At 72.2% G+C, this 15,979-nt stretch carries 14 protein-coding genes; 8 read left to right on the forward strand and 6 right to left on the reverse strand.

What is annotated here, in order from left to right; all coding sequences use genetic code 11:
• Positions 1 to 141 precede the first annotated feature (141 nt).
• Together MJ604_RS02100 and MJ604_RS02105 are read right to left on the reverse strand one after the other, a co-directional pair.
• Entirely contained in the window at positions 142 to 1,056 is a 915-nt protein-coding gene (locus tag MJ604_RS02100; RefSeq protein WP_243056619.1) for a TIGR03086 family metal-binding protein, read from the reverse strand.
• Positions 1,047 to 2,006, reverse strand: coding sequence for a phosphotransferase family protein (locus MJ604_RS02105; RefSeq protein WP_243056620.1), 960 nt, complete (start codon positions 2,004 to 2,006; stop codon positions 1,047 to 1,049). Before MJ604_RS02105 ends, MJ604_RS02100 begins: the two co-directional genes overlap by 10 nt.
• Positions 2,007 to 2,120: 114 nt before the next feature.
• Between MJ604_RS02105 and MJ604_RS02110 the strand changes: the two genes are divergently transcribed.
• The gene (locus MJ604_RS02110) at positions 2,121 to 3,035 is read left to right on the forward strand and encodes a nuclease-related domain-containing protein (protein WP_243056858.1); all 915 of its coding nucleotides are present in this window, start codon (positions 2,121 to 2,123) and stop codon (positions 3,033 to 3,035) included.
• 559 nt (positions 3,036 to 3,594) lie between these two features.
• Here the strand turns inward: MJ604_RS02110 and MJ604_RS02115 are convergent.
• The 3 genes from MJ604_RS02115 to MJ604_RS02125 are packed head-to-tail and all read right to left on the reverse strand — an operon-like array spanning position 3,595 to position 6,610.
• On the reverse strand, positions 3,595 to 4,464 hold the full coding sequence (locus MJ604_RS02115; RefSeq protein ID WP_243056621.1) for a DUF1295 domain-containing protein: 870 nt from the start codon (positions 4,462 to 4,464) through the stop codon (positions 3,595 to 3,597).
• A 22-nt stretch (positions 4,465 to 4,486) separates the two neighbouring features.
• Complete coding sequence (locus tag MJ604_RS02120; protein ID WP_243056622.1) at positions 4,487 to 5,488, reverse strand: glycosyltransferase family 2 protein; 1,002 nt, start codon at positions 5,486 to 5,488, stop codon at positions 4,487 to 4,489.
• Between the two features lie 39 nt (positions 5,489 to 5,527).
• Positions 5,528 to 6,610, reverse strand: coding sequence for a glycosyltransferase family 4 protein (locus MJ604_RS02125; RefSeq protein ID WP_243056623.1), 1,083 nt, complete (start codon positions 6,608 to 6,610; stop codon positions 5,528 to 5,530).
• 79 nt (positions 6,611 to 6,689) lie between these two features.
• Here MJ604_RS02125 and MJ604_RS24130 point away from each other — a divergent pair, with 79 nt between their 5' ends.
• Genes MJ604_RS24130 through MJ604_RS02155 form a run of 6 tightly spaced genes read left to right on the forward strand, consistent with a single transcriptional unit; the run spans position 6,690 to position 13,571 of the window.
• The gene (locus tag MJ604_RS24130) at positions 6,690 to 7,094 is read left to right on the forward strand and encodes a hypothetical protein (protein ID WP_243056624.1); all 405 of its coding nucleotides are present in this window, start codon (positions 6,690 to 6,692) and stop codon (positions 7,092 to 7,094) included.
• Positions 7,091 to 8,173: a glycosyltransferase family 4 protein gene (locus MJ604_RS02135; RefSeq protein WP_243056625.1), complete on the forward strand. Its 1,083-nt coding sequence runs from the start codon at positions 7,091 to 7,093 to the stop codon at positions 8,171 to 8,173. Before MJ604_RS24130 ends, MJ604_RS02135 begins: the two co-directional genes overlap by 4 nt.
• Positions 8,173 to 9,012: a hypothetical protein gene (locus MJ604_RS02140; protein WP_243056626.1), complete on the forward strand. Its 840-nt coding sequence runs from the start codon at positions 8,173 to 8,175 to the stop codon at positions 9,010 to 9,012. The genes MJ604_RS02135 and MJ604_RS02140 overlap by 1 nt, the downstream gene beginning before the upstream one ends.
• Complete coding sequence (locus MJ604_RS02145; protein WP_243056627.1) at positions 9,005 to 11,179, forward strand: hypothetical protein; 2,175 nt, start codon at positions 9,005 to 9,007, stop codon at positions 11,177 to 11,179. The genes MJ604_RS02140 and MJ604_RS02145 overlap by 8 nt, the downstream gene beginning before the upstream one ends.
• The gene (locus MJ604_RS02150; protein ID WP_243056628.1) at positions 11,176 to 12,435 is read left to right on the forward strand and encodes a lipopolysaccharide biosynthesis protein; all 1,260 of its coding nucleotides are present in this window, start codon (positions 11,176 to 11,178) and stop codon (positions 12,433 to 12,435) included. The genes MJ604_RS02145 and MJ604_RS02150 overlap by 4 nt, the downstream gene beginning before the upstream one ends.
• Positions 12,432 to 13,571: a CDP-glycerol glycerophosphotransferase family protein gene (locus MJ604_RS02155; RefSeq protein WP_243056629.1), complete on the forward strand. Its 1,140-nt coding sequence runs from the start codon at positions 12,432 to 12,434 to the stop codon at positions 13,569 to 13,571. Before MJ604_RS02150 ends, MJ604_RS02155 begins: the two co-directional genes overlap by 4 nt.
• Here MJ604_RS02155 and MJ604_RS02160 read toward each other — a convergent pair.
• Positions 13,543 to 14,595 (reverse strand): acyltransferase, encoded by a 1,053-nt coding sequence (locus MJ604_RS02160; RefSeq protein ID WP_243056630.1) that lies wholly within the window; start codon positions 14,593 to 14,595, stop codon positions 13,543 to 13,545. The two genes, MJ604_RS02155 and MJ604_RS02160, sit on opposite strands and share 29 nt — an antisense overlap.
• Before the next feature lie 70 nt (positions 14,596 to 14,665).
• On the opposite strand from MJ604_RS02160, the gene MJ604_RS02165 reads away from it, so the two are divergent.
• Positions 14,666 to 15,967, forward strand: a complete 1,302-nt coding sequence (locus MJ604_RS02165; protein ID WP_243056631.1) for a hypothetical protein — start codon at positions 14,666 to 14,668, stop codon at positions 15,965 to 15,967.
• The last annotated feature ends 12 nt before the right edge of the window (positions 15,968 to 15,979 follow it).

Genomic DNA, 15,979 nt, shown 5'->3' on the forward strand with positions numbered 1-15,979 from the left:
GGCCTGCTACGCGCGGTCCAGCACGCACGCTGGCCGCGTTGCCGTCGCTCGAAATACGAACGGGTATGACATTCGCTCCGGCGCCTTGCCATCGCACGTCCTGGACGACGCTCGCGACGGCCGAGAATCGGGAGAAACGCCCTAGCCCTTCACGTACGAGTACTTCTCGCTGACCTTCCCGTCGCGCATCCGCATCACGTCGACGCCCCGCACGTGACCGGGTCCGTCGTCGTTCGACCAGTCGAAGCGCCACCGCAGCACCGCGCGGTCGCCCGAGACGAAGGACTCCTCCTCCGAGAACGTCGCGCCGGCGGTGCCGCCGAACAGGTCCACCCAGACGGCGCGTACGGCGTCGGCGCCCTCGTGGCGGACGCCGTCGGGAGCCGGACCGGTCGCCTCGAACGCACAGTCGTCGGTCATCAGCGCCATGATCGCGTCCACGTCGCCGGCGCCGAAGGCGGCCGAGAAGCGCGCGAGGCCGGCGTGGTTGGGTCCCCAGCCCGGGTCGCGGCCCATCGCGCCGAGCAGCTCACCCTGCGGGTCTCCGTGCGAGGCGCAGCGGGGGCCGACGATGCCGGCCTGGCGGTAGACGTCCTCGCGATCCGCGAACCAGGTGGCGACCTCGTGGACGAGCGCCGAGTCGAGCCGGGGGTCGCCACCGGTCGCGACGGCGAGGTCCCAGGAGTGGATGAGGTGGTCGGTTGCGAGCTGGTGGACGTACTCGTCCATCGACTCCTCGCCGTACGACAGCTGCACGGTGCCCTGCGACGGGAGCGCCTCGGCGACCACGCCGATCGCCTCCCGGGCGGCGTGGAGGCTGGTCTGGATCGGGGTGTCGCCGAGCAGGTCGCCGTCGAAGCGGTCGCCGACCTCCTCGATGGTGCTGCCGCGCATCAGCGGGACGGTCCAGAGGTCCTCGCCGGCGACGTGGTTCACGAGCTGGCGGACGGTCCACTCGCGGCAGGGGGTGGGGGAGTCCCACTGGTCCTCCGCGACCTCGTTGACGCGGTGCGCCCAGCACTCGACGCTGCGGTGGTAAAGCGTGTTCAGATCCATGAGAGGTCTCCGCTCTCGAGGGTGGTCCGGGCCTGGTGCACCCACCAGGCCAGGTCCTGCTGCTCCTGCGCCCGGATCGCGGGATCGGGATGCTCGACAGCGTCGAGCGCCTTGTTCCAGCCCAGCCAGCCCAGCGTGGCCAGCAGGGCGAGCCGTTCGGATCGTTCGTCGTACGCCGGCCCGGCCGCGCCGGCGTACGTCGCGAGGATCTCCTCGCGGCTCGGCTCGAGCATCGACGAGCTGGCCGCGAGCGTGCGGGCGATGTCGAGCACCCCGGGCCCGACCGTCGCGGTGGCCCAGTCGAACAGCACCAGGTCGTCGCCCTCGATCGCCATGTTCACCGCGGCCAGGTCGCCGTGGAGGAACGTCACGGGGCCCTCGTTCATCGCGGCCGCGAGCCCGGTGGTGTCCGCCAGCAGCGTCATGACCGGGTCCGCGACCTCGGCGGGGACCGTGTCGACGAAGACCTCCCAGGCCCGGAGGATCAGCGCGCACATGGCGCTCCCGGCCTCGGCGCGCGCGGTCAGGCGGTGCGGCGCGAACATCTCGAGCACGTCGGTCAGCGGGGCCAGGCCGTCCGGAGGCGCATCCAGGAAGGCGCGGTGCATCGCCGCGAGGCGCTCGACCATCACTCGCGTCGATGCCGTCGACAGTGGGCGGTCCCAGCTGAGCACCGCGTCGCCCAGGTCGCGCATCACGATCACGGTGGTGTGGTCGTCCTCGACCCAGCCGTCCACGATCGCGTGGCCGACGCCGGGCGGGAGGCGGTCGAGGATCCCGGAGCGCCAGAGCAGGTGCTCCGGGGCGACCGTCGTACCGATGACTCGCTTCACCACGAGGGCGCGGCCGTCCGCGAGCCAGACCCTCTCGAGTCCCGCACCCGACTTCCCGTCATGTCCCGCCAGGGCCTCGCGGCGTACCGCGTCCTGCAGCAGCTCCGATGGCGCCACCCGATCACCGTGGCACTCGTCCCGCGCCGCCACAACACCTAAGAACGGGAAGCCGCCGGCCGATGGGGTCCAGGAAGAGACCCAAGGAGGGGTAGCAACATGAGTGCCGAGCCGATGGAGCGGCTGGCCAGGCGCTTTCGCGCGCGCCCGACAGGCACGATCCTGGAGGGACTGCACGCGGAGGGCTGGTCGGTATTCACTGACGTGCGATGGCCTGGAAGCCGCCGCGGCAGCGTGGACCACGTGATCGTGGGCCCGCCGGGTGTCTTCGTCATCGACGTCAAGGACTGGGCGGGCCGGATCGAGGTCCGCGACAACAGCTTCTGGTGCCGCGGTCGTCGCCAGCACCGCGTGCTCGGCCAGGCCAGCGAGGCAGCACATGCCGTCGCCGGGCTGGTCAGCGGTCCTGCCGCGAGCACCGTCCGGTCGGCGATCTGCTTCGAGCGCGACGAGGCGCTCGTCGGCTGGTGCTACGAGGTGATGATCTGCTCGACCGCGAACGTGCGCGAGATGCTCACCCGGCGCCCTCCGATGCTGTCGGCCGAGGAGGTCACGCTGGCCTCGATCGAGCTCGACCTCGGCTTCCGCGCCGCCGCCGACCCGCCGCCGCGTACGCCGCGCCTGCAGATGCCGGGCCAGCGCCGCTCGCGCCGGCCCCGGGAACCGCGGATCCGCCGCACCGAGCCGCGGATCAGCCGCACCTTCCGGCGCGGCGTCCTCAAGCTGAGCGTGCTCGGCCTGGTCGGGATCCTGGCGATCTCGCAGGTGCCCAAGGTGATCGAGTACGGCGGGCACCTCAAGGACCGAGCCGTCGACGCCGTCCGCCCCGAGACCGTGCTGCCGCAGATCGGCTTCGACAGCTGCGCGGCGCTGCGCAAGGTCTACCCCGACGGTGTCGGCACCGTCGCCGCCGTACGCAAGGTCAAGGGGCCGTGGGGAGTCCCCGCGATCCAGCCGGACGTCTACCGGGCCAGCGAGGTCCTGGACAAGGATCGCGACGGGCTGGTCTGCGAGCGCGCGGACCGCTGACGAGGCGAGCAGGCAGACCCCGGGCTCCGCGATCTGCTGAACCGTCTGGACGGCGAGGCCGATCTCCTGGGCGAAGGTCAGAGCTCCACGACATAGGCGTCATGGTCGGATAGCCGCCGGTCGCCATGGACCGCGATGTGGTCGATGCTGAGACGGCCATCGCGCTCGCCGGGTGCGGATCCGGCAGAGGAGTGAGTGCTGACCGGCTCGCGACACCCGCCCACCGTCGACGGGCTGCCATCTCCATCGCTGAGCGGTGCAGCTCGTAGCCGGGGAGGCTCAGACCGTCGCTGACCTCGGTCAGCAACAGGACGTCACAGTCGAGCTCGAGCAGGAATCTCGACCGGTCCTCCGTGCGGCGGCCCTCGATGTTCCAGGTGCCGATCCTCATCGAAGCGGTGGTGTCGAGGCTCGCTTCGCTCGCACTTCAACACCGGGTCGTTGGTCGAGCTTGTCGAGACCCTCGGGGCTGAGCGTCTGCCCTTGGCTCGCTGGGTCTCGACGACGCTCGCTGGCGCTCGCTGCTCGACCACCGTGGGACCTCGACCACCGGGGCAACTCAACGCGGCGGGCGGGGGAGCAGGACCGGGATGCGGTCGACGACGTCCTGGTACGACGGGCGGCGCTCGAGGCTGCGCTTCTCCATCATCGGGATGCTGACGAACAGGAACAGCAGGACCATCGCGACGGCGCCGACGAAGAGCCACCACCAGTCGGACGGTGAGGCGGCGAGACCGAAGAGGCCGAGGGCGAACCAGAAGGTGATCTCGCCGAGGTAGTTCGGGTGGCGCGACCAGGCCCAGAGGCCCTGGTCCATCACCTGGCCGGGCTGCCGGGTGCGGACGAAGCGGTGCATCTGGGTGTCGGCGCCGAGCTCGAGGGCCACGGCCGCAAGTCCGACGACCACGGCGAGCCAGTCGATCCAGGACACGTCGCGACCGACCTGGGTGACGGCGACGTACACCGGGACCATGCCGAGGAAGACCTGGAGGGTGGGGACCAGGTGGATGCCGACGAGGTCGGCGACCAGCTCGAAGCGGCCGGCGTTCGCGCGGACCTCCGCGTAGCGCCAGTCCTCGTGGTGCAGGCCGGGGAAGGTGTAGACCCAGTTCGCGGTCAGCCGCACGGCCCACACGAGGATCACGCCGACGACCAGCCAGTTGCGCAGGTCGTTCACGTCGGGCGTGCTCTCGCTCCACCAGTACACGGCGAGCAGCGGCGGGATCACGCTCCAGTACGCGTCGTAGAAGCTCGAGTTGTGGTGCGCCCGGCTGAAGCCGAAGATCACCAGCGTCGCGAGGACGTCCGCGATCAGGCCGTCCAGCCAGAGGTACGACGTGTCGGGGCCGGCGTAGAGCCACGCGGCGCCGACGGCGATGGCGACGACGTACGCGAGGAGGACGTGCGCCAGGGACCGGGATCTGCTCACGGCGCAGACCGTAGTGGCTGGATCAGCCGCTGGTCCTCGGAACGGGGATGTGCGCTGCGACCGTGTCCGGGTAGAACTCCGGGTCGCGCACGTACGTGCCGCGTACGGCGGGCAGCCGCATGTACGACAGCCGACTCGCCTCGTGCCGGGACTTGCGGATGCCGTCGATGACCAGGCCGCCGAGGAACAGCAGGCACCCGATCATCACCAGGAACCCGGCGACGATCAGCGTGGGCATCCGCGGCACCATCCCCGTCTGCACGTACTGCACCAGCACCGGGATCGCGAGGACGGTCGCGGTGAACATCAGCAGCGCCGAGATCAGCCCGAAGTAGTAGATCGGGCGCTCGTGCCGGGTGAGCGTCATGATCACGTTGAGGATCTTCCAGCCGTCGCGGTACGTGCGCAGCTTGGACTCCGAGCCCTCCGGCCGGTCCTTGAAGCCGACGTCGACGGTGGCCGACGGGATGCGCAGCGCGAGCGCGTGCACGGTCAGCTCGGTCTCGATCTCGAACTCGCGCGACACCGCCGGGAAGCTCTTCACGAACCTGCGGGAGAAGATCCGGTAGCCCGAGAGCATGTCGCCCATGGTGTCGCCGAAGATGCCGGTGACGATCCGGTTCAGCGCCTTGTTGCCTGTCTCGTGGCCGGCGCGGTACGCATCTCCGCGACGTACGCCGACCACCTGGTCGAGGTTCTCCTCGATGAGCTTCTCGATCATCGCCGGCGCCGCGGTGGCGTCGTACGTGTCGTCGCCGTCGATCAGCAGGTAGATGTCGGCGTCGATGTCGGCGAACGCGCGCCGGACGACATTTCCCTTGCCCTTGTGGGGTTCTGAGCACACGATGGCGCCGGCTTCGCGGGCGCACTCGACGGTGTGGTCGGAGCTGACGTTGTCGTAGACGTAGACGGTGATGCCGGGCACCGCCGCCTTCAGGTCGGCGACGACGGTCGCGACGGCTGCCTCTTCGTTGTGGCAGGGCACGACGGCCGCGATGCGGTACCGCTCTGCTGCTGTGGACACACGACCCCCTGGACGATCCCCCGAGACCGACTTTTCCGGTCAACGGGGCAATGAACGCGGGGTTACGGTGCGGTAGATCTCATCGAGCCGGTCGACATGCACGTCCCAGGAGTACGCCGCTCGCGCGAACGCGGCTCCCTCGGCGCCGGACCGCCGCATCTCGTCGGGGTCGGCGACCAGCTTGCGCAGCGCCTCGGGCAGGTCGCCGGCGGCCATGTCGACGAACCGCACGCCCGGCCCCGTGGTCCACGGCGAGTGCAGCGCCGGGTCCTCGCGCAGCAGCACGGGCAGCCCGCTGGCCATCGCCTCGAGCACGGTGAGCGGGCACTCGCCGACCGACGCGACGATCATCACGTCGGCGCCGGCGTACACCCCCGGCATCTCGTCGGCCGGCACGGCGCCCAGGAACCGCAGCCGCGGATCGTCCACCCCGGCCGGCCGCGACCCACCGGCGAACGCGATCTCGTACTCGTCGCCGGCAGCGGCCGCGACCAGGTCGAACCCCTTCTTCGGAACGAACCGCCCGACGAACAGCGCCACCGGCTTGTCCCGCGCGACGGGCGGGCGCGGGTGGAAGCGTGCCGTGTCCACGCCGTTGCCGAGCACGACGACCTTCGGCAGCCCGCGGGCGACGTGGTCGTCGATCGCCAGCACCCGGCGCGCGCCGCTGAGCACCAGCCGGCCGAACGTCGCGAGCACCGCGCCCTGCGCCAGCCGCACCAGCGCCGACGTGTGGTGCACGAAGCCGACGTGCCGGTGCACGACGTACGGGGTCCGCAGCACCAGGCACCAGAACGCGGCGACCCAGCTCGAGACGTAGAGGACGTCGTGGACGTGCACGACGTCAGCGCGACGGACCTCGCGGAACAGCACCCACAGCAGCCGCGGCGAGAACAGCGGGAACGGCACGCCGTACCGCTCCTCCATGCCGTTCCACGCCCACACCCGCACGGTGCGCACGCCGTCCTCCGTCCGGGTGCCGGAGCCGCTGCTGACGACGCTGACCTCCCAGCCGCGGTCGTGGAGCCCGCGCGTCTCCGCCGCCACGACCGTCTCCAGACCGCCCAGGTGCGGCAGCACCTGGTGCGCGACGTGGAGAACACGTGGTCTGGACAGTGACACGCGCCCTATATGCCCCCGCGTAACCGGCCCGACACCCTCGCGTTGACCGGACGTGGGCAATCACCCCTGGTATCGACGCGTGCTTCCGGTCACCGCCCTGGCGGTCGGGCTGGTGGCGCTGCTCGCCGCGCTCGTCCCGGGTGTCCGCGACCAGGTCGCGCTGTCCCTGACCCACGAGCAGCAGGAGTACGTCGCGCTGTCGTTCGCGCGCGACCCTGCCGGGAAGGTGCCGGTCTGCGTCCGGTCCGGCAAGGACCTGCTCGTGGGCTTCGCCATCGACAGCCAGCTCCAGCAGGCGCGCACCGTCGAGTACGTCGTCACCGTCGGCAGCGTCCGACGTGTCGACACCGTCGACGTGGAGCCCGGCGAGGTCACGCGCATGACCGAGGCCGTGAAGCCTCCCCGAGGCAGCTTCCCGGTGTCCGTGTCGCTGCCCGACCTCGACCGGCGGATCACCGCGCACTGCGAGGGGAGGCCGCAGTGAGGGTCGCCGTGGTGACCCCGCGGTTCGCGCCGGACCCCGGGGGAGTCGAGCAGTACGCCGCCTGGGTCGCGCGCACCCTGCGCGACCACGGTCACGACGTCACCGTGATCACGACCGGCCGGGCGCGGCGCAGCTCCGAGACGTCGTACGACGGCATCCCGGTGCTCCGGCTCGGCACCTGGCTGACGCTCTCCAACACCCCGCTCAACCCGCTGTGGGCCTGGCAGCTGCGCCGCCTGCTGCGTCGCTTCGACGTCGTCAACGCGCACGCGCCGGTGCCCGGACTGGCCGACCTCGCGGCGTTCCTGTCGCCGGCGCCGGTCGTGCTGACCTACCACTCCGGGTCGCTGGTGAAGGGCGACCACCGGGTCGACCCGTTGCTGCGTGCCTACGAGCGGCACGTGCTCCCGCGGGTGTTCCGGCGGAGCGCCGCGCTGGTCGCGGTCTCGCCGGTCTCGCTCGCGCACGCCACCGGTCGCGCCCGCCTGATCCCGCCCGGCGTCGACACCGGGGTCTTCACCCCGACCGGCGAACCCCGCGAGCGCCGCGTCCTGTACGTCGGCCGCGTCGAGCAGTCCTCGCGCTGGAAGGGCCTGCAGGTGCTGGTCGACGCGCTGCCGCAGCTGCGCGCGCTGGCGCCCGACGCGCGGCTCACGATCGTCGGCGCGGGCGACGACGTCGTACCGCTGCAGAAGCGCGCGGCCGACCTCGGCGTCGCCGACCTCATCGACTGGGCCGGACACGTCGACCACGCCGAGCTGCCGGCGTACTACCGCCGCGCCGGTGTCACCGTGCTGCCGTCGCTGACCGAGGCGGAGTCGTTCGGGATGGCGCTGGCGGAGGCGATCGCGTGCGGCTGCCCGGTCGTGGGGTCCGCCGTCGGCGGCATCCCGTACGTCGTCCGCGACGGCGTCGACGGTCGTCTGGTGCCGCCCGGCGACCCGGCCGCGCTGGCCGAGGCGCTGGCGGGGGTGCTCGACGAGGCGATGACCGTCGAACCCGGCCGGTGGGGCTGGGAGCAACGCGTGGAGGACACGGTGCAGGTGATGGGGGACGTGATGAGGGAGGCCGTTCGATGATGACCGAGGAGAGGGTCGCGCGGCTGCGCGCGGCCGTTCCCGCGACGCTGCTGCCGGCGCTGGTGGCGGCCCGCACCCACGCGGAGTGGCGCCGCGAGGAGGTCCGCGAGGACGCCCGCGCCCAGATGCGCTTCCTGCTCGAGCACGCGCGTCCCGACGCTGACCTCGACGCGGTCGCGCGGGCGTACGTTCGCTACCAGGCCCGGCGCGGCGAGCTGCGCTGGCACCCGAGGCTGATCACCGGCCTGCGGGTGCAGGGCATCCACCGGCTCCGCGAGGCGCGGGCGATCGGCCGCGGCGTGGTCCTGAACTTCATGCACCACGGCTACTACGACGGTGCGTTCGCCTCGATCGCCCGGCTCGGCGTCCCGGGGCACCTGGTCGCGTACCCGTACATGCTCGAGCCGGACGCTCCGGCCTGGCTCCGCCAGCACGTGAAGGTCGCGACGACCCACGGCGGCACCGCCGTCAGCGCCGCGGTCGGCACCCAGGGCATGACCGACCTGCTGCAGCGCGGCGAGGTCGTCGCGATCGCCACCGACGTTCCGGGGCGTACGCCGCTGACGTTCGCGGGCCGCGAGGTGCTCGGCTCGTTCGGTGCCGCCCGCCTCGCGATGTCCACGGACTCCCCGGTCGTGGTGATCACCTCCGAGGAGGACGCGCAGGGGCCGTTCATCCAGGTCCACGAGGCGTTGCGGCCCGCCGACTTCGCGGACCCGGCGCCGCTGCTCGAGCGGATGCTCGCCATCCACGAGGCCGTCGTGCTGCGCTGGCCCGAGGCGACCGACCTGCCGCTGTCGCGCTGGGGATCGGTCGAGGAGCGCGTCACCCATGCATGACACCGCCGTCCTCGAGCGGGTCGAGACGTCGTACGCCGACGCCCCGCCCCGACGTCGCCGCGAACGGCTGCGCTGGCGCGTGCTCGCGCTGGTCGCCGCGCAGGCGGTCGTCGCGCTCGACCTCGACGTCCCCGTGCTGCGCGCGGCGGTCGCGCTGGTCACGTTCGTGGCGCTGCCGACGCTGGTCCTCGCCCGCCGGGCGACCCGGCTCCCGTACGCGTTCGCCCTGAGCCTGCTCGGTCTCGTCGTCGGCGGACTGCTGCTCGACACCGTGCTGCCGTGGGTCGGGGTCGATCACCCGCTGGCGCCGCTGCCGCTGGCGGTCACGTGGCTCGTCGTCGACCTCGCGCTGCTGCTCTGGCGTCGGGACGTACCCCTCGTGCCCCCGGGCTCGATCCGGCCCCTGCTCGATGCCCGGTTCGTGCTCGCGCCGACCCTCGCCGCGGTCGGCCTGCTGCTGTCGGTCGTGGGCGCGATCCGGCTCAACAACGGGGCTTCCGGCGTCGTGGCGGTCGCCGCGGTGCTGGTCGGTGCGGCCGCGCTGCTCGCTCAGCTGATGCGTGGTCGCCGCACGCACGACGGCTGGGTGATCGGCCTGGTCGCGGCCGGGCTGCTGCTCGCGACCTCGCTGCGGGGGTGGGCGATCACCGGTCACGACATCCAGGCGGAGTACCTCGCGTTCCGGCTCACGGATGGCGCGCAGAACTGGGAGATGAGCGCGCTGCCCAGCGCGTACAACGCCTGCCTCAGCGTCACGATCCTGCCCACGGTGCTCGCGCAGGCGACCGGCCTGTCCGGGCTGGTGGTTTTCAAGCTGCTGCTGCAGCTGGTGTTCGCGGTCGTGCCGGTGCTGACGTACCTCTTCGCGCGCCGCTTCATCCCGCGGCGGCTGGCGTTCGCGGCCGCGGTCCTCACGATCGCGTTCCCCACCTTCTACACCGACATGCCGTACCTCGTGCGCCAGGAGATGGCGTTCTTCTTCCTCGCGACGCTGCTGCTCGCCGCGACCGAGCGCCGGGCCAACCGGCTGCTGGTGTTCGCCCTCGGCGTCGGCGTGGTTCTGTCCCACTACTCCACGACGTACGTGCTGCTGATGGCACTGGTCGCCGCGCTGATCGGGATGACGGTGTTCCGCAAGGGGCAGCGCGCGAAGCCCGTGCTGGCTCACCCGCTGATGGTGCTGGCGCTGCTCGTCACCACGCTCGCGTGGGCCGGTCCGATCACCGGGACCGGCGGTCACGCGCGGGAGGTGCTCAGCGAGACCGTGCACGCGATCACCGGCTCCGGCGACGACGGGCCGAGCTCGTCGGACACGTCGTACTGGCTGCTCTCCGGGGACCAGACATCGCCCGAGGAGCGGATGGCGACGTTCGTCGACGCGACCCTCGACTACCGGGCCGCGGAGATCCCCGAGGAGCTGCAGGTGCTCCCGAACCCCGGCCCGGAGGTGACCGAGCCCGAGCTGTACCCGGTCGCGTCCACGCCGGTGAAGCTGGCCTGCGCGCTGGTGATGCAGGCGTTCCTGCTGCTCGGCCTGGTCTGGCTGCTGCGCCGCCGCAAGGACAGCGGGTTCCCGCGCGAGGTCGTGTTCCTGGTGTGGGGCTCGATGGCCGCGCTCGGGCTGATCGTGGTGGTGCCGAACCTGTCGGTCGACTACGGCGTGCTGCGCGCGTTCCAGCAGACGTTGCTGGTCGTTGCGCCGGTGATGGCGATGGGCATGTGGTTCGTGCTGCGCCGCCGGTTCCTGTGCGCCGTCACCCCGGTCGCGCTGCTCGTCGTGCTCGCCGCCACCCAGCAGCGGATCGGGATCGCGAACGCCGGCGTCTACTACGACCGGTTCTTCACGACCGACTCCGCGATCCACGGCATCGAGTGGCTGGGCACGACCGACCGCGCCGACAAGCGCAACGAGCGGATCATCGCCAACCGCAACGTCAACGTCCGGCTGCTCGGCATGAGCGACAACCGGGCGCCGGTCTCCGACCGGCTGTTCCCGACGATGCTCTCGCGCGACGGCTACGTCTTCGTCGACGGGCAGATCCTCGACCAGGGCGAGTCGACCGTGTTCTGGACCGGCGACCTGCTGACCTACACGTACCCGATCCGTGCGCTCGACCGGAACCTCGACCGGATCTACGACGCACCCCAGGCCCGGGTCTACCGATGAGGGACAGGCTGCTGAGCAACTCCCTGCTCGTCCTTATCACCACCCTGCTGATGGCCGGGGCGGGCGCGGCTTTCTGGGTGATCGCCGCGCGGCTCGCCTCGCCCGAGGAGGTCGGCCTCGCCGGATCGCTGGTCGCGGCCGGCGACTCGCTGGCGCTGTTCGCCCAGCTGGGTCTGAACATCGCGATCGTGCGCACGATCCCGGCGAGCTCCAGGCGCGCCGCCGACATCGTCACCGCCGCGCTGGTCGTGGTCGGTGCGGGTGCGGTGTTCGCCCTCGGGTACGCCGTCCTCCTCCCGGCCACCTCGCCACGACTGGCCGACGTGCTCCACTCGCCCCTGGTGATCGCGGTGTTCTGCGTGCTGGTCGCCGCGACCGCCCTCAACGTGCTCACCGACAGCGTGTTCCTCGCGATCGACCGGGTCTGGTCGTTCCTGCAGCTCAACGGCGTCCTGATGGGCGTGCTCAAGTGCGGGCTGCCGTTCCTGCTCGCGGGCGCCGGGGCCTTCGGGTTGTACGGCGCGTTCGGGCTCGCGATCCTCTGCTGCGCGCTGGCCAGCCTGGCGGTGATCCTGCGTCACGTGCCCGGCTCGCGCCGACCGTCGCCCTCGCCGCAGCTGCTCGCCAACCGCGGCTTCGCCGCCGCGGGCTACGTGACCTACGTGCTCACGGTCCTGCCGCTGCTGGTCTTCCCGCTGCTGGTCGTCAACGCCCTCGGCTCGGCCGAGGCCGGGTCGTACTTCATCGCGTTCCAGGTCGCGATGCTGCTCAACGCCGTGGTGCTCGCCGTCGCCAACGCGACCTACGCCGAGACCGAGCGCGCCGAGCACGGCCGGCACGCGGTGGTCCGCAAGGGCGGGCTGCTCCTCGCAGGGGCGTCGGTCGGCGGCTGCCTGGTGATGCTCGTGCTGGCGCCGTACCTGCTCGCGATCTTCGGCTCCCACTACGTCGACGAGGGCACCGCCACGCTGCGCGTGCTCGCGCTCGGCGCGGTCGGCGCGGCCTTCAACTACTGGGGGATGATGCGGCTGCGGCTGGCCGCAGACCTCGTCGCGATGATCTCGGTGCAGGCCGTCAGCACCGTCGTGATGCTGGTGATGGCGGTCTCCCTCGCCGACCGCGGCACCGTCTGGGTCGCGGCGGCATGGGGCATCGGGCACGCGGTGGGCGGGCTGCTCGGCTACCTCGTCACCGCGACCGTGGCCGGCTTCGCCGACGACGCGCCTCAGCGCGACGAGGAGCTGACGCCGGCATGAGGACTCCGACTCTGAGGAACGGCGCCGTCTCCGCCGTGCTCGCGACGCTGCGCGTGACCCTACGACTACTCGAGCGCGTGGTCCCGCAGAGCCGGTCGGTCGTGGTGACGGCGTACCCGGAGACCGAGGGCAACGGCGTCGAGGTGGCCCGCGCGCTCGTGGACCGCTACGCCGGCCGCGTGGTCTGGCTGCGCGACGGCGGCCCGGTGCCGCCCGAGATCCAGGCGCTGGCGGCGCGCGGGCTGGTGCTGGCGCCGAAGGCCAGCGCGCGTGGGCTGTGGGCGTACCTGCGCGCCGAGGCGGTGCTGTTCACCCACGGGCTCTACGGCAGCCCGCGACTGCGCAAGCCGGTCGTGAACCTCTGGCACGGCGACGGACCCAAGGGGATCGCGCCGTCCAAGGACGCCGGCCGCCTGATCGAGAGCACGTACTTCGTCGGCAGCACGCCCCTGTTCTCGCACCACCAGGCCGCGACGTTCGGCGTGCCCGCCGACCGGGTGCTGCTCACCGGCAACCCGCGCACCGACCAGCTGTGGCGCGACGTCGAGCCCGATCGGCTCGCCGCACTCGGGATCACCGCGGACTTCGTGGTGTGGATGCCGACGTTCCGCACCGCCCGCGCGGTCGGCGCGATGCGCGCGGGGGGCCCGGTCTCACCGGATCGGGCCGGGCTCGCCGAGCTCGCCGCCGGGCTGCGCGCCCAGGGCCGCCAGCTGGTCGTGAAGCCGCACCCGATGGACGCCGACCGCCGCGACTGGCCCGGCGCGGTGACCGTCGACGAGACGGCGCTGGCCGCGGCGGGCGTGACGCTCTACGAGCTGCTGGGCGCCTCGTCGGGCCTGGTCACGGACTACTCGAGCGTGTGGGTCGACTACCTGCTCACCGACCGGCCGATCGCGTTCCTGGTCCCCGACCGCGACACCTACGACCGCGCGCTGCACCCCGCCGACGTCCTCGACTGGGCTCCCGGCGAGGTGGTCGACCTCGACCGCGAGCCGTTCGCCCGGTTCCTCGCCGACGCCGATGCCGGCCGCCGCCGCGAGGTCGCGGCGCGGATCGGGCTGAACCTGTCGGCGACGTCCGCGGACGACCTGGTGACCGCGCTGGTCAAGCTCGGGGTGCTGGGGTCGGCGTGACCTCCCGGGCCGGGCCGAGCACGTCGCTGCGCGGGCGCAGGAACGGCCGCTCCAGGTATCGGTAGCTCAGCACGGTCAGCCCGACCGCGGACGCCACGGCGACCAGCCCGAGCAGCGGCTTGGGCGCCGGTGCCTCTTCGAGCAGCAGGAACGGCACGACGTGCCAGAGGTACAGGCTGTAGCTGTGCCGGCCCACCGTCGCGAGCCACGGGTGGCCGAGCAGCCGGTGGCCGGTCCGGATCAGCACCACCCCGGCGGCGACGGCGACGGGCACGCCGACGTACCGGTAGACCGGGCTGTCGCCGTCCGGCCCGAGCAGGGAGTACGCCGCGACCGCGGCCAGCGCGAGCGCCGCGGGCAGGTTGCCGCGGGGAGGCGCGGGCCGACCACGGTCGACGAACCACAGCGCGAGCGCGGCGCCCACGAGCAGCTCCGCGCAGCGCGCGGTCGGGCCGAAGTAGAACCAGAACGTGCCGAGGGCCAGCGAGGCGGCGTAGTCGACCGCCGCCACCGCGACCGACACCGTCGCCAGCCGGCGGGCGCTCCAACCGCGGCGCCGCGCGGCGATCACGGCCACCGGCCAGAGCGCGTAGAAGTACCACTCGACCGCGAGCGACCAGGTCTGGCCGAACGGCTGCAGCGCCGGCAGCCACAGGCTGCCCTCCTGCTCGGCGGCGTACGGCGACGACAGCTGGGTGAGCACGATGACGCCGCGGCGGGCCACGTCGACGGGGTCGAGCGGCGCCCACGGGACCACGGCGTACAGGACCACGGAGCCGGCGACGAGGCCGAGCAGCGCGGGGTAGAGGCGGACCAGCCGGCGGCGCATGAAGGGTGCCCAGTCGGACGGCGTGCGCCAGAGCATCGTGGTGATGATGAAGCCGCTCAGCACGAAGAACAGGTCGACGCCGATCACGCCACCGTGGAAGAACGGGACGTACCAGCTGAACCAGTGGAGCGCGAGCACGGCGACGATCGCGACGGCGCGGATGCCGTCCAGGTAGTCCACGCGTCCGGTCGCCACGTGTCCGTAACGAGTGGGGGTCCCTGGTCGTTATGCCGCACGATCCAGCCATCCATGAAACCCTGGAGACATGCGTATCGGGACGCTGACGGTTCTTGCTGCCACCTTCACGGTCGCCCTCCAGGGCGTGGCCGTCGCAGCGCCGGCGCCACCTCACGACCGCGACGTGGCGATCAAGCGGGTCCAGGCGATCGCCTCGGACTCCGTTGTCGACACCTACGGCGTCGGCATCCACACGAACTTCCTGGACACGCCCTACCGCGACGCCGACGCGGTCGCCGCCGCAGTGAAGGACCTCGGCGTCCGTCACGTGCGCGACGACCTGTACCTGGACGCGCCGCGGCAGTACGCCGCGATCCGGACGGTCGCCGCTGCCGGCGCCCGGTTCGACCTGATCCTCGGCCGCCCCGACGGCTCGGCCACGCCCACCGACTACGTCGAGACCGTCGCCCGGCTCGCGCCGGGCGCGGTCGAGAGCATCGAGGGCGTCAACGAGTGGGACCTCAAGGGCGGGGACGGCTGGGTCCCGGAGATGGTCGGGTGGCAGCGCGGGATCTGGGACGCCGCCCGGGCGAACCCGGCGACCGCGGACCTGCCGGTGCTGTCGCCCGCGCTCGCCTTCCGCTGGAACTACGCCCAGGTCAGCGACCTGTCGCCGTACGCCCACTTCGCCAACGCGCACATGTACCCGGGCGGCTACCGGCCGACCACCGAGATCGCCCGGATCCTCCAGGCGCTGCTCGGGACGGTGCCCGATCGGCCGGTGATCACCACCGAGGCGGGCTACCACAACGCGGTCAACGCCTCGAGCAGCCACCCGGCGGTGCCCGAGGACGTCGCCGGCGCCTACCTGCCGCGGCTGCTGCTCGAGCACGTCGCGGCGGGCGACCACCGGATGTACAGCTACGAGCTCATCGACTCGTTCGACGACCCGGACCTGGACAACCCGGAGGCACACTTCGGGCTGCTGCGTCACGATCTGAGCCCGAAGCCGGCGTACGTCGCGATGAAGCGGCTGCTGCACCGGCTCGCCGACCCGGGCCCGGCGTTCGACCCCGGCTCGCTGGCGTTCCGGGTGGACGGGCTCCCGGCAGACGCGCGCACGCTGCTGACCCAGCGGCGCAACGGGCGCTTCGTGCTGTTGCTGTGGCGCGACGTGACGCTGTACGACCCGGCCCGCAAGGTCTACCGGCCGGCGACCGCGAGCGACGTGACGCTGCAACTGGCCCGGCGCGCGCGGATGACCGTGCACCGGCCGTCCGAGCCCGGGTTCTCCCGATCGGCCACGCGGGGTAGGACGCTGCCCCTGGCGCTGGACGGGCACGTGACGGCGGTGACGATCGTGCCCCGGCACCCGATTCCGCCAAGGTAAAGCGGGGCACCG

Origin of the sequence: Nocardioides sp. SR21 (genome assembly GCF_022761125.1) — a bacterium.
Lineage (GTDB): Bacteria > Actinomycetota > Actinomycetes > Propionibacteriales > Nocardioidaceae > Nocardioides.

Coding starts and splice junctions, on each gene's coding strand:
- MJ604_RS02100 (WP_243056619.1), bottom strand. CDS start 1,056: ATGGATCTGAACACGCTTTACCACCGCAGCGTCGAGTGCTGGGCGCAC.
- MJ604_RS02110 (WP_243056858.1), top strand. CDS start 2,121: ATGGAGCGGCTGGCCAGGCGCTTTCGCGCGCGCCCGACAGGCACGATC.
- MJ604_RS02140 (WP_243056626.1), top strand. CDS start 8,173: ATGACCGAGGAGAGGGTCGCGCGGCTGCGCGCGGCCGTTCCCGCGACG.
- MJ604_RS02145 (WP_243056627.1), top strand. CDS start 9,005: ATGCATGACACCGCCGTCCTCGAGCGGGTCGAGACGTCGTACGCCGAC.
- MJ604_RS02150 (WP_243056628.1), top strand. CDS start 11,176: ATGAGGGACAGGCTGCTGAGCAACTCCCTGCTCGTCCTTATCACCACC.
- MJ604_RS02155 (WP_243056629.1), top strand. CDS start 12,432: ATGAGGACTCCGACTCTGAGGAACGGCGCCGTCTCCGCCGTGCTCGCG.
- MJ604_RS02165 (WP_243056631.1), top strand. CDS start 14,666: ATGCGTATCGGGACGCTGACGGTTCTTGCTGCCACCTTCACGGTCGCC.